Genomic DNA, 20,268 nt, shown 5'->3' on the forward strand with positions numbered 1-20,268 from the left:
TGAACCGCAATGTGCGGCGCTTTTCTTCGACAACAATTTTAGGCATGACCGTGACTGCCATCGACCGCAAGAACTTTCTCGAATTTCACCAGCTGCCAGCCTCTGTCGCGCTCGATCTGATCGACCGCGCCGGTGTGCTTGCGGATGCCTGGGCGCAGCGGCGGATGCCGCAGGCTCTGGCGGGCAAGCACGTCGCATTGATTGCCGACGACAGCGGATGGCGAAATACGACTGCCTTCGATCTTGGGATACAGGCCATGGGCGGCATCTGCGTTCATGCGCCGATCAATTTCAACGTCCGCGAGGCAACCAGCGATCTGGCAGGCTATCTCGACAACTGGTTCGATGTGATGGTCATCAGGACGAAGGAACTCGATGCGCTCAAGGCCCTGTCTGCCGCAGCCGATGCCGCCGTCATCAACGCGCGCACCCAGTCCAACCATCCTTGCGAAACGCTCGGCGATCTCGCCTACATCAATCGGAAAAGAGGCGGCATCGGTCGGCTGAAGGTGGTCGGCGTGGCGCCAGATGCCAATATCCTGCGATCCTGGGTCGAGGCCTCCATCTCGCTGCCTCTTGATGTGGTGCAGGTCTATCCCGAGACATGGCATGTGCGCGACGCCGCACTGCTCAATGCCGATTTGCGGGCCAATTTCCGGGTGAGTACCGATATGGCGGAGCTATCGGACGCTGATGTCATCATTACCGATAGCTGGCCGGACGAGGCCAGCGCACAGCAGATGAGCGGATATCGGATCTCGGCATCCGAGCTGGACGGCGATCGCGACGACCTGATCTTCCTGCCGTGCCCGCCTGTTTCGAGAGGGCAGGAAGTGACCACCGACGCCATGAACCACGCGGCGTGTCAAAGCCGGCAGGCGAAGGCGTTCTTGCTGCATGCGCAGAATGCCCTGTTGGAATGGATCGTCAGCTAACGCTTTCGTTATGGTGCTGTATCGGCTTTCGCAGCATTGACCGGCCTGCCGTTCAGACTGCCAGCGCGAGAACAAGGAGGGCCCAATGCCAAGGCATGCTTTCATCATCGGCGGTACCGGGCAGATCGGTCGGGCAGTTGCTTCGGAGCTTCTCGATCGCGGGTGGACGGTAACTCTGTCGTCCCGTGGCATGCGGCCTGGCGCTGCCGGTCTGGTCGCGCGCGGGGCAAGGATGGTTGTGCTGGATCGGGAGGAGCCTGGGGCCTTGGTGACGGCCTTGTCGGGCGGGGCCGACGCGGTGATCGATACGGTTGCGTATGGGAAAGCGCATGCGGATCAGTTACTTGAAGCCGAGAGCGACGTGGGTGCCTTCGTCGTGATCTCGTCATCGAGCGTCTATCGCGATTATGCCGGGCGGACACTCGATGAGGCGGCGAAGGGCGGGTTTCCTGATTTTCCAGCGCCGATCAGGGAAACGCAGCCGACCGTCGAGCCCGGCCCGCAAACCTATTCAACCAGCAAGGTTGCACTCGAACGCCGCCTGCTGGAGGGCGCCACCAGGCCTGTCATCGTCTTGCGACCAGGCGCCATCCATGGTCCCTATTCGACCCATCCGCGCGAATGGTGGTTCGTTAAGCGGATGCTCGACAGGCGTCCGGTGATACCGTTGACCCACCGGGGGCAAAGCCGATTTCATACGACAGCGGTTGCCAATATCGCTCGATTGACCGGCATCGTTGTCGATCGCCCGCAGACGCATATCCTGAATATTGCTGACCCGGTCGCCCATACGGTTTTCGAGATTGGCGGCCTGATCGCGGGGCATCTCGGTTACGCGGGGAGGATATTGCCGATCGGTCTTCCTGAGCATGTCGCGGACGCGTCGATTGGCTGGTCTCCCTGGTCGGTGCCGGCGCCGTTTACGCTCGACACAGAGGCTGCAACCGCCTTGGGCTATCAAGCGGCAGCACGCTATGAGGATTGTGTCGCGGCGACCTGCAATTGGCTGGTGAGTGAAAGCAATGGCGACTGGAAGAAGGCGTTTCCGATCCTTGCTGCCTACCCGAATGATGCTTTCGACTATCTGGCCGAGGATGCGTTTTTGTCGGGCAGGGCGGCCTGAGGGGACCTCCATTCGACGTCGGCGGCGACGCCGTGGACAGTCCACCAACGAAAATGACACTTGCCGCATAAAGCCGTCTGGCGTAAATGACGATTATCGCGAAAAGCGACTGCTTACCTTGATCCGCTCAGTGGCGGAGTAAACAGGTGGACGAATTGTCGTCCAGGCGGTCAAGCACACGCCATCCCTGCGCTTTTGCGCGCGGATCGGCCAGCGTTTCCCAGAATGAACCGCCTGCACGTCAGGCCCAATCGTACGCCATCGGCGCCGAGCGGCGCTTGCATGCTTGCGTCGTCAGGACCACGCCATGAACAGACCACTTGTCGTCATTTTTACCGCTATCGTGCTCGATGCCATCGGCATCGGCCTTATCTTTCCCATTTTGCCGTCGCTGCTGCAGGAGGTGACACAAGCCCGGAACGTGGCGTCCTACATCGGCATCATGACTGCGCTTTACGCCACCATGCAGTTCGTTTTCGCACCGGTGCTCGGGTCGTTGAGCGATCGTCTCGGGCGGCGCCCGGTGCTGTTGATTTCGCTCGCCGGTGCTGCCGTCAACTACCTGTTTCTGGCCTTCGCGCCCAGTCTGTGGATGCTGCTGCTTGGCCGTGCCATTGCCGGGATCACCAGTGCCAACGTCTCCGTGGCGTCGGCCTACATCACCGACATATCGCCGCAGGACAAGCGCGCCCGGCGCTTCGGCCTCGTCAACGCGATGTTCGGCATCGGTTTCATCATCGGCCCCGTGCTCGGCGGCGCGTTGGGTGACTATTGGCTAAGGCTGCCGTTTGTGGCAGCCGCCGTGCTGAACGGCTGCAATCTACTGCTGGCGTTCTTCATGCTGCCGGAATCGCGCAGGCCGACGCGCGAGAAGATCGATCTCGCGGCGCTGAACCCGCTGCGACCGCTGCGCTGGGTCTTCTCGATGAAGAGCCTGCTGCCGATCGTCGCCATCTTCTTCGTCTTCAGTGCCACCGGCGAGGTCTACGGCACCTGCTGGGCGCTGTGGGGCAGCGACACCTTCGCGTGGAACGGGCTGTGGATCGGCTTTTCGCTCGGCACGTTCGGCGTCTGCCAGACGCTGGCCCAGGCTTTTCTCCCAGGCCCTGCCGTGTCGCTGCTCGGCGAGCGCGGTGCGATTTTGACCGGCGTCGCCAGCGCCTGCCTCGCCCTTGTCGTCATGGCGTTTGCCACGCAGGGCTGGATGATCTTCGCGATCATGCCGGTTTTCGCGCTTGGTGGGATCGGCGTGCCGGCGCTGCAGTCGCTGGCGACAAGGCAGGTCGACGAGAGCCAGCAGGGCCGGTTTCAGGGCGTGCTGGCGTCGGCGGTCAGCCTCGCCTCGATCGTCACGCCGCTCGGGTTCTCAAGTTTCTATTTTGTCGTCAGGCCGCATTGGCCGGGCGCCATCTGGCTGACGGTGGTTGTCGTTTACGCAATCAGCGTGCCGCTGGTGCTCGGCTTGCGGTTCAAACGGGCGGTGGCCGTCCCCCGCGCAATCGAGCCTGGCTAGATCATTGTCCGGAATTCCGAACAGCCCGTGCGGATTGTATCCGGTTATCGCGTGAACAAAGCTGGCCTATGTCTTGTTCATCTTAAACGGAGGCAGATCATGTCCAATCTCGAAAAGTCCGGTACTTTCACGCTTGGTGACCGCACGGTGAAGCGGCTCGGCTACGGCGCGATGCAGCTCGCCGGCAAGGGCGTTTTCGGCCCGCCAAAGGATCGCGCCGAGGCGGTCGCCGTGCTGCGCGAAGCGGTGGAAAGCGGCGTCGATCATATCGATACCAGCGATTTCTACGGTCCGCATGTGACCAATCAGATCATCAGGGAGGCGCTGCATCCCTATGCCGACGATCTGGTGATCGTCACCAAGATCGGCGCCACGCGCGGTGCAGATGCATCGTGGAACCCGGCCTTCTCGAGGGACGCGCTGACCAGGGCCGTTCATGACAACCTCGACAATCTCGGGCTCGACGTGATCGAGGTGGTCAATCTGCGGGCCATGTTCGATGTCCATGGTCCGGCCGAAGGATCGCTCGAAGAGCCGCTGACGGCGCTTGCCGAGCTGCAGCGCCAGGGCCTGGTCAAGCATATCGGCCTGTCGAATGTCACCGCAAAGCAGATCGCCGAGGGGCGCAAGATCACCGAGATCGTCTGCGTTCAGAACCAGTACAACCTTGCCCACCGCGAAGATGATGCGCTGATCGAACAGCTCGCTTCAGAAGGCACCGCCTATGTGCCGTTCTTCCCGCTCGGCGGCTTCTCGCCGCTGCAGTCTTCGACGCTTTCTGAAGTTGCCGCTACGCTCGGCGCGACGCCGCTGCAGGTGGCGCTTGCCTGGCTGCTGCAACGGGCGCCGAATATCCTGCTGATCCCCGGCACCTCGTCGCGCGGGCATCTCCGCGAAAATTTGGCAGTCGCCGACCTCGTCCTGCCGGTCGATGCCATTGCCAGGCTCGACGGCGTGGCGGCTGCCAAGGCTGCCTGACAAGATGGTTTCAACAGGACGCACCCGCAGGGCTGGTTGCCCTGCGGGTGCGGATTGCTCGCGCAGAACTCCCGGGAGATCGCCGGCCTCTGTCTTTTTCTCTGTCCACCCTTTGGCACAACCCGCCCGGACACCTACATAGACCTGTCCTTCCAACCACCGACAGGCCGCGCCATGGTTCCCTTCTCGATCCTCGATCTTTCACCGATTGCCGAAGGCAGCACGATCACGCAATCGTTGAAGAGTTCGGCGCGGATGGCGCAGAAGGCGGAGGAATTCGGCTACAACAGGTTCTGGCTGGCCGAGCATCACGGCATGCCCGGCATCGCCAGTGCGGCAACCGCCGTCGTCATCGGCCATGTCGGGGCGGCGACGAAGCGGATCAGGATCGGGTCGGGCGGCATCATGCTGCCGAACCACTCGCCGCTTGTCATTGCCGAGCAGTTCGGAACGCTGGAGGCGCTGTTTCCGGGGCGTGTCGATCTCGGGCTCGGGCGGGCGCCGGGAACCGACATGCGCACCGCGCAGGCGCTGCGGCGCAATCTCGATGCCGGCAGCTTTCCCAACGATGTGGTCGAGCTGCAGCAGCTGCTCGGCGCGCCGGTCGAAAACCAGGCGATCCTGGCGGTGCCGGGGATGAATTCCAATGTGCCGATCTGGCTGCTCGGCTCCAGCCTCTACAGTGCGCAGCTCGCCGGCATGCTCGGGCTGCCCTATGCCTTTGCCTCGCATTTCGCGCCGGATTCGCTGATGGAGGCGCTCGATAGCTATCGCGACCGTTTCCAGCCGTCGGCGGTGCTCGACAAGCCCTATGCGATGGTCGGCGTCATGGGCTCGGTTGCCGATACCGACGAGGAGGCCGCCTATCACTTTACCTCGGCGCAGCAGCAGTTCGTCAACCTGCGCCGCAATGTACGCGGCCAGTTCCCGCGGCCGCTTGCCGATATGGAGGGCTTCTGGTCGCCGATGGAGAAGATGACGGTGGAGCATACGCTGCGCTACGCCGTGGTCGGATCGCCGGCGACGGCGGAAGCCAAGCTCAGCGAATTCCTGCGCGATACGCAGGCCGACGAAGTGATTATCTCGATGCCTGTTCACGATATCGAGGCGCGGCTGAAGTCGGTCGAGCTGTTTGCCGGGCTCGGCAATTTCATGCGCGCTGCGGCTTGAAGACGGGCTATCTCCCCGACAGGACCAGCGACGTCTCCTAAAGATCGAGCTTTTATCAATATCAGCTCGCAGCACGCCGTGCCGCGGGGCTTGGCTATTTGACGGTCTCGCGGGGATAGACGCCCCAGAGGTTCGTCTGCCTGACGAAGCCTTCCAGATGATGGCCTGTTACCTCGACCTTGCACCAGTGGCCGTCGCAGCTGTCGATGGAAAGCCGGACCCGTGCAGCGAGCGACGCCAGCGTTGTCGCAGACGTCGTCGGTTCGGCGCGGATCGGGACGTTCGAGGCGATCCAGGGGCCGATGAGCGCGGTGCGCTTGCTGGAGAGCAAAGCGCGGTGCATCCAGCCGGAGACGCCGTCGCTGTCGCGGACCTGGCGCCAGTTGCCGTATTCGGCGGTGATCTCCAGCGGCAGGCCGGCGACGCGGTAGATCCACTGGGTGCCGTAATCCAGCGACGGGCCGATGCGCATGCGGGCCTCGCGCGAACGCAGCGAGACGAAGCGCGGGACGCTGAGACCGGTTTCGCGTCCCCTCGGGCCTTTCGACAGCTGATCTGCGGCTACCGGCTTCTGCTGCAGCTGGCTGGCGGCGATCTCAGGGCAGGCGAGGGCCAGGCCGATGGCGCAGAAGGCCAGCGTTCTCTTCCAACCGCGGGCGAGGCGGGCCGGCGCCGGCCTCGCCTCGGTTTCTGCTGTGCGGGGCATTGTCCGCTGCACGCTCAGTTACATTGCGCCATGCGCTTGAGGGCGGCGCTGACGCCGTTCAGCGAATAGGTGTAGCTGGTCGCCGTGCCGCGGCGCGAGACGGCATCGACCGTCATGTCGCTGCCGCCGCGCATGGAATCGATCAGGTCGGGCTCCTTGGTTTCTTCGAGAACCCAGGCGGAGGTGCCCTTGGTGAACATGGTGAATTCCTTGTCGCCGATCTGCACTTTCGCGCGCGAGCCGGGCTTCAGCTCATAGCCCATGATCGCCTGCGGCTCGAAGTTGGTGCGCGAGCCCGGTGCCTTGCCGATGACGAAATAGTTGCGACCGTGATCGACGGCAGCAGGCTGCATGGTCTTCGGCACTGTCAGGATATAGCACACCGTCTTGCCCGATCGGTCGTAGGAATAGACGCCCCAGTCGTTGAACTGCTTGACCATGGATGGCTGTGCATGGGCTGCAGATGTGCCGGCAACGGTGCCTGAAAGCATGGCTGCGAGTGCGAAGGAGAGCGAAAGGGCTAGTTTTTTCATGGGTCGATTTCCCGCCGAGAGATGTAAGTGAGGCTGGCCTTGAGGCAGACCGGCTGGAGCGAATGCGGCGCATTCAAAGCGGGCAGGGTTACCGAGAGCTTAACAAGGGGCTGCAGTTCACGGACGTGTTACCTGATGGCGGCAGGTTGTGAGAATTGGCGCGGCTGCGCCTGTGGACAAAAAAAGCCGGCCGCGTTTCCGGGGCCGGCTTTTTGAAACGGATAAGAGGCGGATCAAGCCGAGAGCTTGGCCAGCACTTCCTCGGAGACTTCGAAGTTCGAGAAGACGTTCTGCACGTCGTCGTCGTCTTCGAGGCTGTCGATCAGCTTCAGCAGCGACTGGGCGCGTTCTTCATCGACGGGAATGTTGTTCTGGGCCCGCCAGACCGACTTGACGGTCTCGGCTTCGCCAAGCGTCGCTTCGAGCGCCTTGGAGACTTCGCCGATCGATTCGAAGGCGCAGGTGATGTAGTGGCCTTCTTCGTCGCTCTCGACGTCGTCGGCACCGGCTTCGATCGCCGCTTCCATCATCTTGTCGGCATCGCCTGCCGACAGCTTGTAGCCGATTTCGCCGACATGGTCGAAGGAGAAGGACACAGAGCCGGTTTCGCCCAGTGCGCCGCCGGCCTTGGTGAAGATCGAGCGGACGTTGGAGGCGGTGCGGTTGCGGTTGTCGGTCAGGGCTTCGACGATGATCGCGGTGCCGCCCGGGCCGTAGCCCTCGTAGCGCACTTCATCGTAGTTCTCGCCATCAGCGCCGGCAGCCTTCTTGATGGCGCGGTCGATGTTGTCCTTCGGCATCGACTGGGCCTTGGCGTTCTGGATCGCCAGGCGCAGGCGCGCGTTCATCGTCGGGTCGGGAAGACCGGCCTTGGCGGCAACGGTGATTTCGCGTGCGAGCTTGGAGAACATTTTCGAACGCACGGAATCCTGACGGCCCTTGCGATGCATGATGTTTTTAAACTGTGAATGGCCAGCCATGGCACCCCTGTTCACGTCTTATTGTCGGAATGGGCCGCCTTATAGGAGCGAAACGGGGCGTGTTCAAGGGAAAAGCGGCGGATCGGGCGGGTGCCGCAAATGCTGCGCCGCGTCAATCGACGGTGTAGCGCCTGCGGCTGGCGAAGAAGCCGTGGGCATCGTTACGGCGGCAGGTGAGGCCGCTCTCGGCCGAGCTGCAGGTGAAGGGACCTGCGTGCCAGCGCTCGCCGTAGCCGAGCACGTTGACATCGCTGCAGCAACCGCTGTCACCTTCCATCTCGAACAGGAAGGCCTTGCCCGAGGCCGACAGGATCAACCGGACGTGCTTCGGTTCGATGCGATCGCAGCCGAGTTCGGGGCCACCGTCGTCGGGTGTATAATCATCGCTGCCGCCCTTCGGGATAAAGGTGCAGCCGATGTTCTTCGATGGCGTCACGAAGACGATCTGGCCGTTTTCCTCTGGCATGAAGCTGCGGTCGGCGGCCAGCGCCTGCAATGCCGATGCCAGAGAAAAGGCCAGAGAAACCCCAAGGGTCAGAAAGGCTGCCATCCGCATGATGATCCCCATGTCCTCAGATGCTGCGGACCGTAGCATCTGCCCGCCCGCAGGGGAACAAAGCCGCCAAGCTCACGTTTCAACCACGGACCAATCGAAACAGAAGGAAGTGCTATGGCTAGTTTCAACGAGGCGCGGGAACACCCGGCACGCCAGCTCTGGGATCAGGTCAACGAGATTCACGCCGGCATGCTCGGCGTCGATGGCGTCGACATGCATATGCAGCCGATGGCGCCGCATGCCGATGAGAAGACCAACACCATCTGGTTCTACACCAAAACCGATGCCGATATCGTTCGGTCGATCAAATCAGGCGCACGGGCGCATTTCTGCGTGGTCGGCAAGGATCACGATTATCACGCCTGCCTCGCCGGCAAGATCGAGGTGCGGCCCGATCACGCAAAGATCGAGGAATACTGGAACTCGGTGGTCTCGGCCTGGTACGAGGACGGTAAGAAGGACCCGAAGCTGACGATGCTCGCCATGCATGTCGATGACGCCGAAATCTGGGTCTCGACCGGCAGCAAGCTGAAATTCGGCTGGGAAATCGCCAAGGCGAACCTCGATGATGAGAAGATGCCCGACGTCGGCGTTCGGCAGCATCTGCAGTTCGCCTGAGGTCTGAGGGGAGATGACGATAGGCTCGGGGGCGTCGGCTTCCGGGCTTTTTTTGTCGCTTCATTTTGGCTCGCAAGCGGGCGCCGGATTTGACGCAATCGAGCCGCTGGCTTATCTTCGTATTACAAATGGAGGTAAAAACGATGGCCGATCGTGAACTTTCCGATCCGATTACAATGCGCCTACCTGCTGATGTGCTGTCCGAAATCGAAGAGATCGCCGGCATTTGCGATCGCAGCAGAAGCTGGGTTTTCGTCCGTGCGCTCAAATCCTACCTCGCAGCCGAAGGTCGTGAAATCATCGAGCTGGACAGAGCCCGGCGCGATGTGGATGCCGGGCTCGGAAGCGATTTCGACGATGTGCTCGACGAGGTTGATGCCATCGCCAAGGGTGCCGTCGCGTGAAGGTCATTCTCTCGCCAACAGCCAGAGAATACGTCAAGTCCGAAGCGCTATATCTGAAGTCCAAGAGCAGCAGGGCCGCTCAATCGTTTGCCGATGACCTGAAACGGCTGCGTCAGGGACTTGGTCGCTTCTCCCGAATGGGACGAGCAACGGAGGAGATGCCGGTTCCTGGCATTCTAAGGTTTGTCATGGGGCCGTATCTTGTCGATTACGAAATCAGACCGGAGGCAATCATCATTTTCTCGATCCGCCATGGCCGTGAACGGCCACCGGGTGTTGATGTCAATGTTGATTTCGATCACGAAGAACGAGATGGCGGCGATGGCGAGTGAAGAAATCCTCCTGTCGCTTTGACCGTGAACATCTACTGCATCCCCTTGGCCACATAGATCAGCGGTTTCCGCGGCAGCGTCCGCATCGAGACGCTGATGCTGTTGGTCGGCGCGTAGGTGACGTCGAAATCCGGGCCGAACAGGGCGAGGAAGCTTTGTAGCGGCCTTGGCTGGTGCATCGGCAGGATCAGCGAGGAGCGCAGGCGCTTGATGATCCGGCTCATGCTGTCGGCACCCATGGTCAAGCCGCCATCGACCGGGACCATGACGATGTCGAGCCGGCCGATCTCGGTATAGTGGGCGTCGGTCAGTTCGTAATGCAGGTGGCCGAGATGGCCGATGCAGAGGCCGGCAACCTCGAAGATGAAAATCGAGTTGCCATCCGGCTGCGGCCCGCCATAGCCGCTGCGGATGTCGGTCGTGACGTTGCGGATGTAGGTGTCGCCGACGACGGTGTCGATTTTCGCCTTTTCGCCCGGCACGTCGCTCCAGCCGTGCAGCACGGATTTGATCGCCGGGTCCGGCGTCAGCGTATAGTGCGAGGAATGTGCGCGGTTCATCGTTGCCACCATCGGCGGCTGCGGCGTCGGATACCAGCCGCTGTAATCGGTGGCGATGGTGATGCCGCCTGGTGTTTCGATCAGGAAGGTCGAGTGGCCGATATAGGTGAGGGTGACGGTTTCATCGGCGATGGCCGCAGATACGATCGGCGCCGGGCCGGAGAAACTGGCGAAGCTCGCCCTGGGGATGGATTGGGCGATTGCCTGGCACTGGCTGACATTGCGGCGGGCTTCCTGGGCCTCGGCAGTGCCGGTGGCGAGCCAATCCGGCAGCAAGCCGGATAGCAGGCTCGACAGGGCCGTCATTGCGAAAACAAGAAATTGCAGCTTCATGCCACGTCCCCAGCGCTCTCACTAGAGCGAAGGATGCGGCATGGGTCTTGGGCGGTCCAGATCAAATCCGGGCCGCGATGCTCACTTTTCCGTCATGCGGATGGGGTGCCCGGTTTAGCGCCAGAATTCCGGGATGGTTTCGGAAAGCCTTGGTCCGAGGCGCAGCGGCGCGATCTTTTCGGCTAGACCCGTCGCATCGGAGATTTCGACGCCGACGCCGCAGATGGTGGCCGGGCCGGTGGCTGCTTCCATGCGGCCCTTCGGCATCTTGGAGATGAACCGGTTGAGCGGCTCTTCCTTGTCCATGCCGAGCGAACTGTCGTAATCGCCGCACATGCCGGCATCCGAGAGATAGGCCGTGCCGCCATTGAGGATCTGGTGGTCGGCTGTCGGCACATGCGTATGGGTGCCGACGACGAAGCTGGCGCGGCCATCGACGAAGTGGCCGAAGCACTGCTTCTCGCTGGTGGCTTCGGCATGGAAGTCGAAGATGATCGCGTCGGCCTGTTCCTTCAGCGGGCAGGCGGCGAGGATGGTTTCGGCCGACTTGAAGGGGTCGTCGAGCTCGGGATGCATGAAGACCCGGCCCATGATGTTGGCAACCAGGATGCGGGCGCCGTTGCGGGCGTAGAAGACGCCGGAACCCCGGCCGGGCGTACCCTGCGGATAATTGGCCGGGCGCAGGAACTGGTCGTGGCGGCCGGCAAAGCCGACGGCTTCCTTCTGGTCCCAGACGTGATTGCCCGTGGTCACCACATCGGCGCCGGCATTGATGGTTTCGAGGAAGATGTCCTCGGTGATGCCGAAACCGCCGGCGGCGTTCTCGCCGTTGACGACGACGAAGTCGAGCTTCAGGTCCGAAATCAGGCCGGGGAGGCGGTTCCAGACCGCCGTGCGTCCGGTTTTACCGACCATGTCACCCAAAAAAAGCAGTCGCATTGCTATCCAATCCAAGAGGCAAAAAAGCGTAGGCCGCTTTCTGTCAGGATGGCATCCAGGCTTACATCGTGCGGCTCGTCGGGCACATGTGCCACTTCCTGGCGGTCGAATGCAATGCCGATCAGTTTCGGATGCATGCCTTTTTGCTGCAAACGGTCGATTGCGCGGTCATAATGGCCCGCTCCATAGCCGATCCGGTGGCCGCGGGCGTCGAAGGCCGACAGCGGCACCAGCAGGATCTCCGGATCGAGAATGGCAGCATCGGGCCCGGGACCGGAGGTGCCGAACCCGGTATCGACCAGCGGCACGCCTTCGACCAGTTCGCGGAAGACGATCGTCTGCCGGTCGAGAATGGCGGGCACGCAGAGCCGCGCACCCCTTGCCCGAAAGCGTGTCATCAACGGGCGGGTATCGGCCTCCGATCGGATCGGCAGGAAGCCGGAGATGATGGTGCCGGGCGCAAAGGCGATGGCGTCGCCGGCGTGATCGGCCATGGCCTTGCTCATCGCGGCGCGTTGTTCCGGGGGGATGGCATCGCGCAGCGCCAGCCGTTCGGCGCGCATTGCGGCTTTGATGTCTTTAGGGTTCATGGCGTCCGCCCCGTTGTTTTGCGCAGGACCATAGGCTGCTCCGCGATCGATGCAACGCGCGAATGCGACGTTCGCTGATCAACCGGCCAGCAGGTCTCGCGTCGCAAGGGTGTGGATCGTCTGCTCGAACAGCGGCAAGCCGCCCGGCTGCCATCCGAGCGAACAGAGCTTGGCCGTGTCCATCGGCGTCAACAGCGACTTGTCGGCTGCGGCCGGAAGCCGGTTGGCGCAATCGTGCTCCCAGCGGATCGGTTCGAGAATATCCCAGGTGTCGAGGGTGAGGTCGGAGACGTTGAAGGTCTGGCCGGATATCCGGCCGCTATCGGCCTCCAGCATGACGCGCACGGCCTGGCCGACATCCCGGCCGTGGACTTCGGTGCCGGCGCGCGGCGGGATCGGCCGGCCGGTCAGGTAGTCGCCGAACAGCGCGTCCCACTTGTTGGGGCGAAGGTCGCCGTAGACGCCGGTCAATCTCAGGCTGGCGGTGGCAAAGCCGGGCGCTGCCAGATGCGCGAGGCTGCGCTCGGCGTCGAGCTTGACCTGACCGTAGAGCGTTTCCGGCTTTTCGGGAGTGGTCTCGGTCAACGTCGTGCCCGGCGGGTGCTCGCCGTAACAGGCGCGGCTGGAAATGAAGATGCAGCGGCGGGTGCCGGCGCGCTTGGCGGCTTCGAACAGCCGCACGGTGCCATCGAGATTGAGGCGCCTGAAGGTCTCGGGATCATCGCCTTCGCCGCCACGGTATCTGCCTGGTTCGTGGTGAAAGGCGGCGTGGACGAAGAAGTAGGCGTCGTCGAAGGCCTCGATGTGATCCTTGCCGGGATCGAGCGACAGCGGCGCGAAATCGACGGGGCGGGAGAAGGCGCGCGGCAGCGGCGCATGACGGCCGCCGATGATGACCGAATACCCGGCGCCAAGCAGCTCCTCGACGATGTAACGACCGACAAGCCCTGTTCCGCCCGATACCAGTACCTTCATGCTGCCTCTTTCGGATTGGCCATTGCCGCGATGTCAGGCACGTCATCGCCTGTGTAGAATGCCTGCCAGAGATCGATCAGCGGCCGCAGCCTGTCGGCTTTGGGATGATCGGATTCCCATGGCTTTTCATATTGGTAGTGCAGGACAGAAATGCTCTGCCAGTCCCAAAGTTCCGGCATGGTAAACCACACGTACTGTAGCATGTTGAAATACACAGGCAGGCCATGCCAATTCGGGAAAAACGCCTGCAGGAAGGTCTGGTCGGTGCGTTTCCACAGGATTTCCGGCTGGTCGAGGCGGGTCAGCATCTCCTTGAAGGTATCGGCGGAGGGCCTTGCGACGAAAACGCCGGAGTTCATGCGATGAAAATCGGCGAGTGATTCGTAGACATTGGGGGCGGCGGAGAACTCCGGGTAGGCAAACAGGCGGTCGATGTTGCGCAGCACGATGGCATCGGCATCGATGAAGACGCAGCTGTCGTATTCGGTCAGCTCCCAGAGCCGCAGCTTGCAGAAATTGTCGAGGGGAGAGTGGAACGCCGGCTTGCGGCCCTTGGTGAACGGGGCTGCCGTGTGGAGGTTGGCGCGGGCGTGGCGCTGGTTGAAGGCCTCGGACAGCGGCAGGTGCTCGACGGGGATGAGGCGGCAGTTCAGTTGTTCGAGCGGCTGGAGCGCAGCTGGTTCGACGCCGCCGGTGTGGAGGACGACGATCTCGGCTGCGGTGTTGGTCAGGCGCAGCGAGCGGGCCAGCGCCGTGGCGCCCATGGCGTAGTCGGCGTTGGTGACGAGGGTGACGTAGGCGTGGCGGGTGGTCATGCGGGGATGGCCTCGATGCTGGTGCCCTTCGCTTTCCGCTCAGGTGTGCGTCCGCCACATCCCTCTTCTCCGCAGCGGGGAGAAGGTGCAGGCAGGGCAGGTGCAAAAGTTGCACCGGGGATGAGGGGGCTACTGGTTCGATGGGTGCCCATCATGCCACCACCCTCACGACACCGACTTCAACCGTTTGCCCTCGGGATCGTGATTGATCGTCGTCGCAATATCCTTTGTCCAGGCCGAAACTGCCGGCACCCGCGATCGGTCGACACGGTAGGCGAACTTGCGGGCGACATCGACGATCTCGCTCATCAGGCCTGACTTCAGCGTGGTCGGGTCGAGGCCGAGCTTGCGGAACTTGTCGTTTTTGACGATCAGCTCGTTCTCCGGCGCTTCCTTGCGCGGATTGGGCAGCCAGGCGATCTCGGCGCCGGTCATCCTGGCGGTCATCTCGGCCAGATCGCGGACGCGATGGGTTTCGGTCATCTGGTTGAAGATCTCGACGCGGGCGCCGCGCGTCGGTGGGTTTTTGAGGGCCAGCTCGATGCAGCGCACCGAATCCTGGATGTGGATGAAGGCGCGGGTCTGGCCGCCGGTGCCGTGGACGGTGAGGGGGTAGCCGATCGCCGCCTGGATCAGGAAGCGGTTCAGCACCGTGCCGTAGTCGCCGTCATAGTCGAAGCGGTTGACCAGCTGCTCGTGGCGGCGGGTCTGCTCGGTATGGGTGCCCCAGACGATGCCCTGGTGCAGGTCGGTGATCCTGATGCCGTCGTTCTTGGCGTAGAAATGGAACAGCGTCTGATCGAGGCATTTGGTCATGTGGTAGATCGAGCCGGGGTTCGACGGGTAGAGGATTTCCTGGCTGACGGTCTCGCCATCCGTGGTCTCGATGCCGACCGGCAGATAGCCCTCCGGGATTGCAGCACCCACTGTCGAATAGCCGTAGACACCCATCGTGCCGAGATGGATCAGGTGGGCGTCGAGCTGCAGTTCGACCAGCGCGTTCAAGAGATTGTGGGTGGCGTTGACGTTGTTGTTGACGGTGTAGTTCTTGTGGCGGTCGCTTTTCATCGAATAGGGCGCGGCGCGCTGCTCGGCGAAATGGATGATGGCGTCCGGCCGGTTTTCGGCGAGCCACTTCTTCAAAAGCTCGTAATCCCTGGCGAGATCGATCAAATTGAAGTGAATGCGGCGGCCGGTCTCGGCGTGCCAGATGCGGGTGCGCTCCTGGATCGAGTCCATAGGAGTCAGCGATTGAACGCCGAGTTCGGTGTCGATCCAGCGCCTCGAGAGATTGTCGAGAATGTGGATGTCGTGGCCGGCCTCCGACAGATGCAATGATGTCGGCCAGCCGATAAATCCGTCTCCGCCCATCACTGCAATCTTCATGGCTTCGTCTCCTGTCCGGTCGCGTCTCATCAGAAATACTTAGGAAGCGTGACAATTGTTCAATGCTTGCAAGGCGGAAACCGTTGCGCCAAACAGGGCACCTGACTTTGGAGAAAATTATGGCGGATAACGGTTTTTCGATCTCGGGCGAACTCACGGAAGCCGGCCACCGGTTGCTGCAGCGGGTCTATTATGAAGACACCGATTTTTCCGGTCTGGTCTATCACGCCCGCTACCTGCACTTCCTCGAGCGCGGCCGCACCGACTATCTGCGCTGCCTGGGCGTCGAGCAGCGGGAGTTGATCACTGCCGACGAGGAGGGCCTTGTGTTCGTCGTCCACCGCATGGAGATCGACTTCAAGTCGCCGGCCAGGATGGATGACATCCTGACGGTGATGACCCGCACCGAAAAGGCCGGTGGTGCCAAGATGGTGCTGACCCAGGAAATCCGCCGCGACGACACGCTGCTGATCGCCGCCAAGGTAATCATCGCGGTGATCAACGCCAGCGGCCGGCCGCGGCGCCTGCCGGAGGGGTTGGCGAAGCAGATGATGATCGCGGTTTGAGGACAATCTGGCTTCAACAGCGCAGAGCAATCTCGGTGAGTATCTCGTAGCTCACTCCGGGGGCATGGATGACGAGGCGTGAATGCCTCAAGGCGGTGATCCAATAGGGCTAAAAAGTCCCCTTGCAAAAACATGAGTTTCGTGTGAAGGAATTTTCGCGCGCAGGATTTGCGCTGTTTTGGTCATCGATCCTTGTTCTGGCCAAGTACTCCAAGGGATTATTCTCTCGCCGATAGCTTCGCTTTCATGATCCGGCGCTAACGAACTATTAACCATAATAGTGTCTTACTCGGATTGTCAGAGTTTGTGCGGTGCACGCCTTCCTTTGACCAAATTTGACGGCAAGGAAAGCGGATAAGAGCTTGGAAGCTTGACCAGGGCTTTGGGCGGCGGCAGCCAGACAATTCTTGCGAGATCACTTTGTGCCGCCCGGTCAAGTGCCGGGCGTTTGGATTCGGGGATTTTGGATCAATGGAACAAGTAGGATTGGCAGCAGCAGCGACGGATGTCAGCTTGTGGTCGCTGTTCATGCAGGCAGGTCTCGTCGTCAAGCTGGTCATGCTCGGGCTCATCGCAGCCTCGGTCTGGACTTGGGCGATCGTCATCGACAAATATCTGGCCTTTGGCCGCGCCCGTCGCCAGTTCGACAAGTTCGAGCAGGTGTTCTGGTCGGGCCAGTCGCTCGAGGAGCTCTATCGCTCGCTGTCGGAACGCAACAACACCGGTCTCGCCTCGATCTTCGTCGCCGCCATGCGCGAGTGGAAGAAGTCGTTCGAACGCGGTGCGCGCTCGCCGATCGGCCTGCAGATGCGTATCGACCGTGCCATGGACGTGACGCTGGCGCGTGAATCGGAAGGCCTCTCGGCCCGTCTCGGGTCGCTGGCGACGATCGGCTCAGCCGGCCCGTTCATCGGTCTGTTCGGTACCGTCGTCGGTATCATGACCTCGTTCCAGGCAATTGCCGGGTCGAAGTCCACCAATCTCGCGGTCGTCGCTCCCGGTATCGCCGAAGCGCTGCTCGCAACCGCCATCGGCCTCGTGGCCGCTATCCCGGCGGTTATCGCCTACAACAAGTTCTCCGCTGACGCCGGCAAGCTCTCGGGTCGCATGGAAGGTTTCGCGGATGAATTCTCCGCCATCCTTTCGCGACAAATTGACGAGAAGCTGCAGCCGCGCCAGGCCGCGCAGTAAACGACGGGAACGGAGTTAACGATATGGGTATGGGTTCACCAAGCGGTGGCGGAGGCGGCGGTGGCCGTCGTGGCCGTCGTGGTGGCGGCCGCAGAGGCGGCGTCATTTCGGAAATCAACGTCACGCCGCTGGTCGACGTCATGCTGGTGCTTTTGATCATCTTCATGGTCGCGGCCCCGATGATGACGGTCGGCGTGCCGATCGACCTGCCGGAAACACAGGCCAAGGCGCTGAATTCCGAAACGCAGCCGATCACCATCTCCGTCAAGAACGACGGAACCGCGTTCCTGCAGGAAACGCCGATCCCGGTCGAGGAAATTGCCGCGAAGCTCGAGGCGATTGCCACCACCGGCTACAATGAACGCATCTTCGTTCGTGGCGACGCGACCGCGCCTTATGGCGTGATCGCCGACGTCATGGCCCGCATCCAGGGTGCAGGCTTCAAGAACATCGGCCTCGTCACGCAAGAGAAGAAGGCTCCGTAGAGACCGCTATGAAGGCCAGTATCGTCTCATCTGCTGTTCTGCACTGTGCTCTGCTCGCCTGGGCGCTGATTTCGATCGGCTCCCCGGCAGAGTTCAAGGTGGAAGATTTCGAGGCGATGCCGGTCAACCTGGTGCCGGTCGAAGAGCTGACGCAGATGCAGCAGGGCGACAAGACGGCCAAGCCGAGCGAAAAGCCGGCACCGAAGCCGACCTCCAAGCCGACCAATGTTGAAAACGCCGAGAACATGGGCGAGAACAAGGTCGACCTGAAGACGCCGCCGATCCCCAACGCCAAGCCAAACAACAACGAGTCGGCCGCAGCACCGAAGGCCTCCGACAAGCCGCTTCCCGAAAATGATCCCGTGCCCAATGAGGTGAAGGACATCATGAAGGAAGATACGGTGGTCGAGCCGACGCAGGTGGCGTCGATTACGCCACCGAAGCCGGAGATCACCCCGCCGACACCGACGCCTCCGAAGGCCGAGGAAAAGCCGCAGGACATGCCCGAGCCGCCGAAGCCGGATGCCGAGGCCCTGCCGGACAAGGTGCCGACGCCCGTCGTCAAGCCGCAGGTGAAGCCACCGGAGCAGAAGCCGGCCGAAAAGCCGCCTGAGAAGAAGACCGAAGACAAGGCGCAGACCGACGAAAAGCCGTCGGACAAGAAAAAATCCGACAAAAAGCAGGAAAAGGCCAAGGCCTCCTCTGCGCAGAAGAGCGATTTCAACGCCGACGATATCGCGGCCCTGCTGAACAAGCAGGACCCGTCGAATGGTGGCGCCAAGAGCTCGACCGAAGTTGCCTCGCTCGGCGCCAAGAAGGCGACCGGCGGCTCCAAGCTGTCGATGAGCGAAATGGATGCGCTGCGCAGTGCCATTGCCGGCAACTGGTCGGTCATCCCCGGCATGGAAGGTGCGGCCGATGTCCGTATCCGCGTCCATATGAAGCTTGACCCTGACGGCAACATCATCGGCGCCCCCGAGGTGGAAGCTGTCGGCGGAACGAATGAATCGACCCGGATGGCGCTTGCCAGCGGCGCCAAGCGCGCTGTCATGAAGTCGGCACCGTTCTCCAATCTTCCAAAAGACAAATATGACGCCTGGGGCGAAGTCATCATCAACTTCGACCCCAGCGATCTAGCCCTTTAAAATGCTGAAAGGCTTGTCCTCCATGATCAAGTGTTCCTTCCTACGCGCCTTGATGGTCGCCGTCGGCATGATAACCACCGCGGTTATCGCCACGCCCGCTTACGCGCTTGTCGAAATCAACATCAACAAGGGCAATGTCGAGCCCCTGCCGATTGCCGTCACCGACTTCCTGCAGGGCGACATGGGCGCCCAGGTGTCGCAGGTGATCGCCGCCGACCTGCAGCGCTCCGGCCTGTTCAAGCCGATCGCCAAGAACGCCTTCATCGAAAAGATCTCCAACCCCGATGCCGCTCCGCGCTTCGAGGACTGGAAGGTCATCAATGCGCAGGCGCTGGTCACCGGCCGCGTCACGCAGGAGGCCGATGGCCGTCTGCGTGCCGAGTTCCGCCTTTGGGACACGTTTGCCGGCAGCCAGATGACCGGCCAGCAATTCTACACGCAGCCTGAAAACTGGCGCCGCGTCGCCCACATCATCGCCGATGCCATCTACAAGCAGATCACCGGTGAAGAGGGCTATTTCGATACCCGCGTCGTCTTCGTCTCGGAATCGGGCAGCAAGCAGGATCGCAAGCGCCAGCTCGCCATCATGGACCAGGACGGTTTCAACGTTCGCATGCTGACCAATGGCAGCGATCTTGTCCTGACCCCGCGCTTCTCGCCGAACCGGCAGGAAGTCACCTACATGTCGTTCGCCAACCAGCAGCCGCGCGTCTACCTGCTGCAGCTGGAAACCGGACAGCGCGAAGTGGTCGGCAATTTCCCCGGCATGACCTTCTCGCCGCGCTTCTCGCCAGACGGCCAGAAGGTGGTGATGAGCCTCCAGCAGGAAGGCAATGCCAATATCTATACGATGGACCTGCGCTCGCGCACCACGACGCGCCTGACCTCCACGGCTGCGATCGATACCTCGCCGTCCTATTCGCCTGACGGCAGCCAGATCGTGTTCGAAAGCGACCGCGGCGGCCGCCAGCAGCTCTACAAGATGGGCGCCGACGGTTCCGGCCAGACGCGTATCTCGTTCGGCGACGGCTCCTACTCGACGCCTGTCTGGTCTCCGCGCGGCGATCTGGTCGCCTTCACCAAGCAGTCGGGCGGCAAGTTCTCGATCGGCGTGATGAAGCCGGATGGTTCGGGCGAACGTATCCTCACCACCGGCTTCCACAATGAAGGCCCGACATGGGCGCCGAACGGCCGCGTTCTGATGTTCTTCCGCCAGGCGGCAGGGGCAGGCGGCCCGCAGCTCTATTCGATCGATCTGTCCGGCTATAACGAGCAGCTGGTCAAGACGCCTGCCTACGCTTCCGATCCGGCCTGGTCGCCGCTTCTGGAGTAGGAGACGAAGTGCCTGCCTTGTTGTCGCCTCAAAAATCCTAGATTGGGGCGACAGAGGGTTAAATCAACCATTCGTTAACCATAGTTCTTGAAAGCCGATTAA

Annotated in this window: 23 protein-coding genes; 13 read left to right on the forward strand and 10 right to left on the reverse strand. The window is 61.9% G+C overall.

What is annotated here, in order from left to right; all coding sequences use genetic code 11:
• Positions 1-44: 44 nt before the first annotated feature.
• The 5 genes from GVL52_RS22970 to GVL52_RS22990 all read left to right on the forward strand — a co-directional run bounded on the left by GVL52_RS22970 (position 45) and on the right by GVL52_RS22990 (position 5,719).
• Positions 45-935 (forward strand): ornithine carbamoyltransferase, encoded by an 891-nt coding sequence (locus tag GVL52_RS22970; RefSeq protein ID WP_160011359.1) that lies wholly within the window; start codon positions 45-47, stop codon positions 933-935.
• A gap of 85 nt (positions 936-1,020) precedes the next feature.
• Entirely contained in the window at positions 1,021-2,058 is a 1,038-nt protein-coding gene (locus GVL52_RS22975) for an NAD-dependent epimerase/dehydratase family protein (protein ID WP_160011361.1), read from the forward strand.
• 307 nt (positions 2,059-2,365) lie between these two features.
• Positions 2,366-3,571 (forward strand): TCR/Tet family MFS transporter, encoded by a 1,206-nt coding sequence (locus tag GVL52_RS22980; protein WP_160011363.1) that lies wholly within the window; start codon positions 2,366-2,368, stop codon positions 3,569-3,571.
• A gap of 99 nt (positions 3,572-3,670) precedes the next feature.
• Positions 3,671-4,549 (forward strand): aldo/keto reductase family oxidoreductase, encoded by an 879-nt coding sequence (locus GVL52_RS22985; RefSeq protein ID WP_160011365.1) that lies wholly within the window; start codon positions 3,671-3,673, stop codon positions 4,547-4,549.
• 174 nt (positions 4,550-4,723) lie between these two features.
• On the forward strand, positions 4,724-5,719 hold the full coding sequence (locus GVL52_RS22990) for an LLM class flavin-dependent oxidoreductase (RefSeq protein WP_160011367.1): 996 nt from the start codon (positions 4,724-4,726) through the stop codon (positions 5,717-5,719).
• 94 nt (positions 5,720-5,813) lie between these two features.
• On the opposite strand, the gene GVL52_RS22995 is transcribed toward GVL52_RS22990, so the two are convergent.
• From GVL52_RS22995 to GVL52_RS23010, 4 genes are all read right to left on the reverse strand, one after another.
• Entirely contained in the window at positions 5,814-6,425 is a 612-nt protein-coding gene (locus tag GVL52_RS22995; RefSeq protein WP_160011369.1) for an SH3 domain-containing protein, read from the reverse strand.
• Positions 6,426-6,439: 14 nt separating this feature from the next.
• Positions 6,440-6,958: an invasion associated locus B family protein gene (locus GVL52_RS23000; protein WP_160011371.1), complete on the reverse strand. Its 519-nt coding sequence runs from the start codon at positions 6,956-6,958 to the stop codon at positions 6,440-6,442.
• A 233-nt stretch (positions 6,959-7,191) separates the two neighbouring features.
• The gene (locus GVL52_RS23005; RefSeq protein WP_160011373.1) at positions 7,192-7,938 is read right to left on the reverse strand and encodes a YebC/PmpR family DNA-binding transcriptional regulator; all 747 of its coding nucleotides are present in this window, start codon (positions 7,936-7,938) and stop codon (positions 7,192-7,194) included.
• A gap of 112 nt (positions 7,939-8,050) precedes the next feature.
• Positions 8,051-8,488, reverse strand: coding sequence for a hypothetical protein (locus GVL52_RS23010; protein ID WP_244619258.1), 438 nt, complete (start codon positions 8,486-8,488; stop codon positions 8,051-8,053).
• Positions 8,489-8,608: 120 nt separating this feature from the next.
• Between GVL52_RS23010 and GVL52_RS23015 the strand changes: the two genes are divergently transcribed.
• The 3 genes from GVL52_RS23015 (at position 8,609) to GVL52_RS23025 (ending at position 9,848) form a co-directional block, all read left to right on the forward strand.
• On the forward strand, positions 8,609-9,112 hold the full coding sequence (locus GVL52_RS23015) for a pyridoxamine 5'-phosphate oxidase family protein (RefSeq protein ID WP_160011375.1): 504 nt from the start codon (positions 8,609-8,611) through the stop codon (positions 9,110-9,112).
• Positions 9,113-9,255: 143 nt separating this feature from the next.
• Positions 9,256-9,516 carry a CopG family ribbon-helix-helix protein gene (locus tag GVL52_RS23020; protein WP_160011483.1) on the forward strand — a complete coding sequence of 87 codons (261 nt, stop codon included), beginning with the start codon at positions 9,256-9,258 and terminating at the stop codon, positions 9,514-9,516.
• A complete protein-coding gene (locus GVL52_RS23025; RefSeq protein ID WP_160011377.1) occupies positions 9,513-9,848 on the forward strand; it encodes a type II toxin-antitoxin system RelE/ParE family toxin in 336 nt (111 codons plus the stop codon). Before GVL52_RS23020 ends, GVL52_RS23025 begins: the two co-directional genes overlap by 4 nt.
• Positions 9,849-9,880: 32 nt before the next feature.
• Here the strand turns inward: GVL52_RS23025 and GVL52_RS23030 are convergent, their stop codons facing one another.
• The 6 genes from GVL52_RS23030 to GVL52_RS23055 form a co-directional block, all read right to left on the reverse strand.
• Positions 9,881-10,741 (reverse strand): MBL fold metallo-hydrolase, encoded by an 861-nt coding sequence (locus GVL52_RS23030; RefSeq protein ID WP_160011379.1) that lies wholly within the window; start codon positions 10,739-10,741, stop codon positions 9,881-9,883.
• Positions 10,742-10,855: 114 nt separating this feature from the next.
• Positions 10,856-11,680, reverse strand: a complete 825-nt coding sequence (locus GVL52_RS23035; RefSeq protein ID WP_160011381.1) for a TIGR00282 family metallophosphoesterase — start codon at positions 11,678-11,680, stop codon at positions 10,856-10,858.
• 2 nt (positions 11,681-11,682) lie between these two features.
• On the reverse strand, positions 11,683-12,270 hold the full coding sequence (locus tag GVL52_RS23040) for a 5-formyltetrahydrofolate cyclo-ligase (RefSeq protein ID WP_160011383.1): 588 nt from the start codon (positions 12,268-12,270) through the stop codon (positions 11,683-11,685).
• 78 nt (positions 12,271-12,348) lie between these two features.
• A complete protein-coding gene (locus tag GVL52_RS23045) occupies positions 12,349-13,245 on the reverse strand; it encodes an NAD(P)-dependent oxidoreductase (RefSeq protein ID WP_160011385.1) in 897 nt (298 codons plus the stop codon).
• A complete protein-coding gene (locus GVL52_RS23050; protein WP_160011387.1) occupies positions 13,242-14,060 on the reverse strand; it encodes a glycosyltransferase in 819 nt (272 codons plus the stop codon). Before GVL52_RS23050 ends, GVL52_RS23045 begins: the two co-directional genes overlap by 4 nt.
• A 165-nt stretch (positions 14,061-14,225) precedes the next feature.
• Entirely contained in the window at positions 14,226-15,446 is a 1,221-nt protein-coding gene (locus tag GVL52_RS23055; RefSeq protein WP_160011389.1) for an NAD-dependent epimerase/dehydratase family protein, read from the reverse strand.
• Between the two features lie 119 nt (positions 15,447-15,565).
• Between GVL52_RS23055 and ybgC the strand changes: the two genes are divergently transcribed.
• The 5 genes from ybgC (at position 15,566) to tolB (ending at position 20,166) form a co-directional block, all read left to right on the forward strand.
• Positions 15,566-16,012 (forward strand): tol-pal system-associated acyl-CoA thioesterase, encoded by a 447-nt coding sequence (gene ybgC / locus GVL52_RS23060; RefSeq protein WP_160011391.1) that lies wholly within the window; start codon positions 15,566-15,568, stop codon positions 16,010-16,012.
• A gap of 471 nt (positions 16,013-16,483) precedes the next feature.
• Positions 16,484-17,203 carry a protein TolQ gene (gene tolQ, locus GVL52_RS23065; protein WP_160011393.1) on the forward strand — a complete coding sequence of 240 codons (720 nt, stop codon included), beginning with the start codon at positions 16,484-16,486 and terminating at the stop codon, positions 17,201-17,203.
• Between the two features lie 23 nt (positions 17,204-17,226).
• The gene (gene tolR, locus GVL52_RS23070; RefSeq protein WP_160011395.1) at positions 17,227-17,688 is read left to right on the forward strand and encodes a protein TolR; all 462 of its coding nucleotides are present in this window, start codon (positions 17,227-17,229) and stop codon (positions 17,686-17,688) included.
• Positions 17,689-17,696: 8 nt separating this feature from the next.
• Positions 17,697-18,833: a hypothetical protein gene (locus GVL52_RS23075; RefSeq protein ID WP_160011397.1), complete on the forward strand. Its 1,137-nt coding sequence runs from the start codon at positions 17,697-17,699 to the stop codon at positions 18,831-18,833.
• Between the two features lie 22 nt (positions 18,834-18,855).
• Entirely contained in the window at positions 18,856-20,166 is a 1,311-nt protein-coding gene (gene tolB, locus GVL52_RS23080) for a Tol-Pal system beta propeller repeat protein TolB (RefSeq protein ID WP_160011399.1), read from the forward strand.
• Positions 20,167-20,268 lie beyond the last annotated feature (102 nt).

This window comes from Rhizobium sp. 18055, from assembly GCF_902706285.1.
Classification (GTDB): Bacteria; Pseudomonadota; Alphaproteobacteria; order Rhizobiales; family Rhizobiaceae; genus Rhizobium.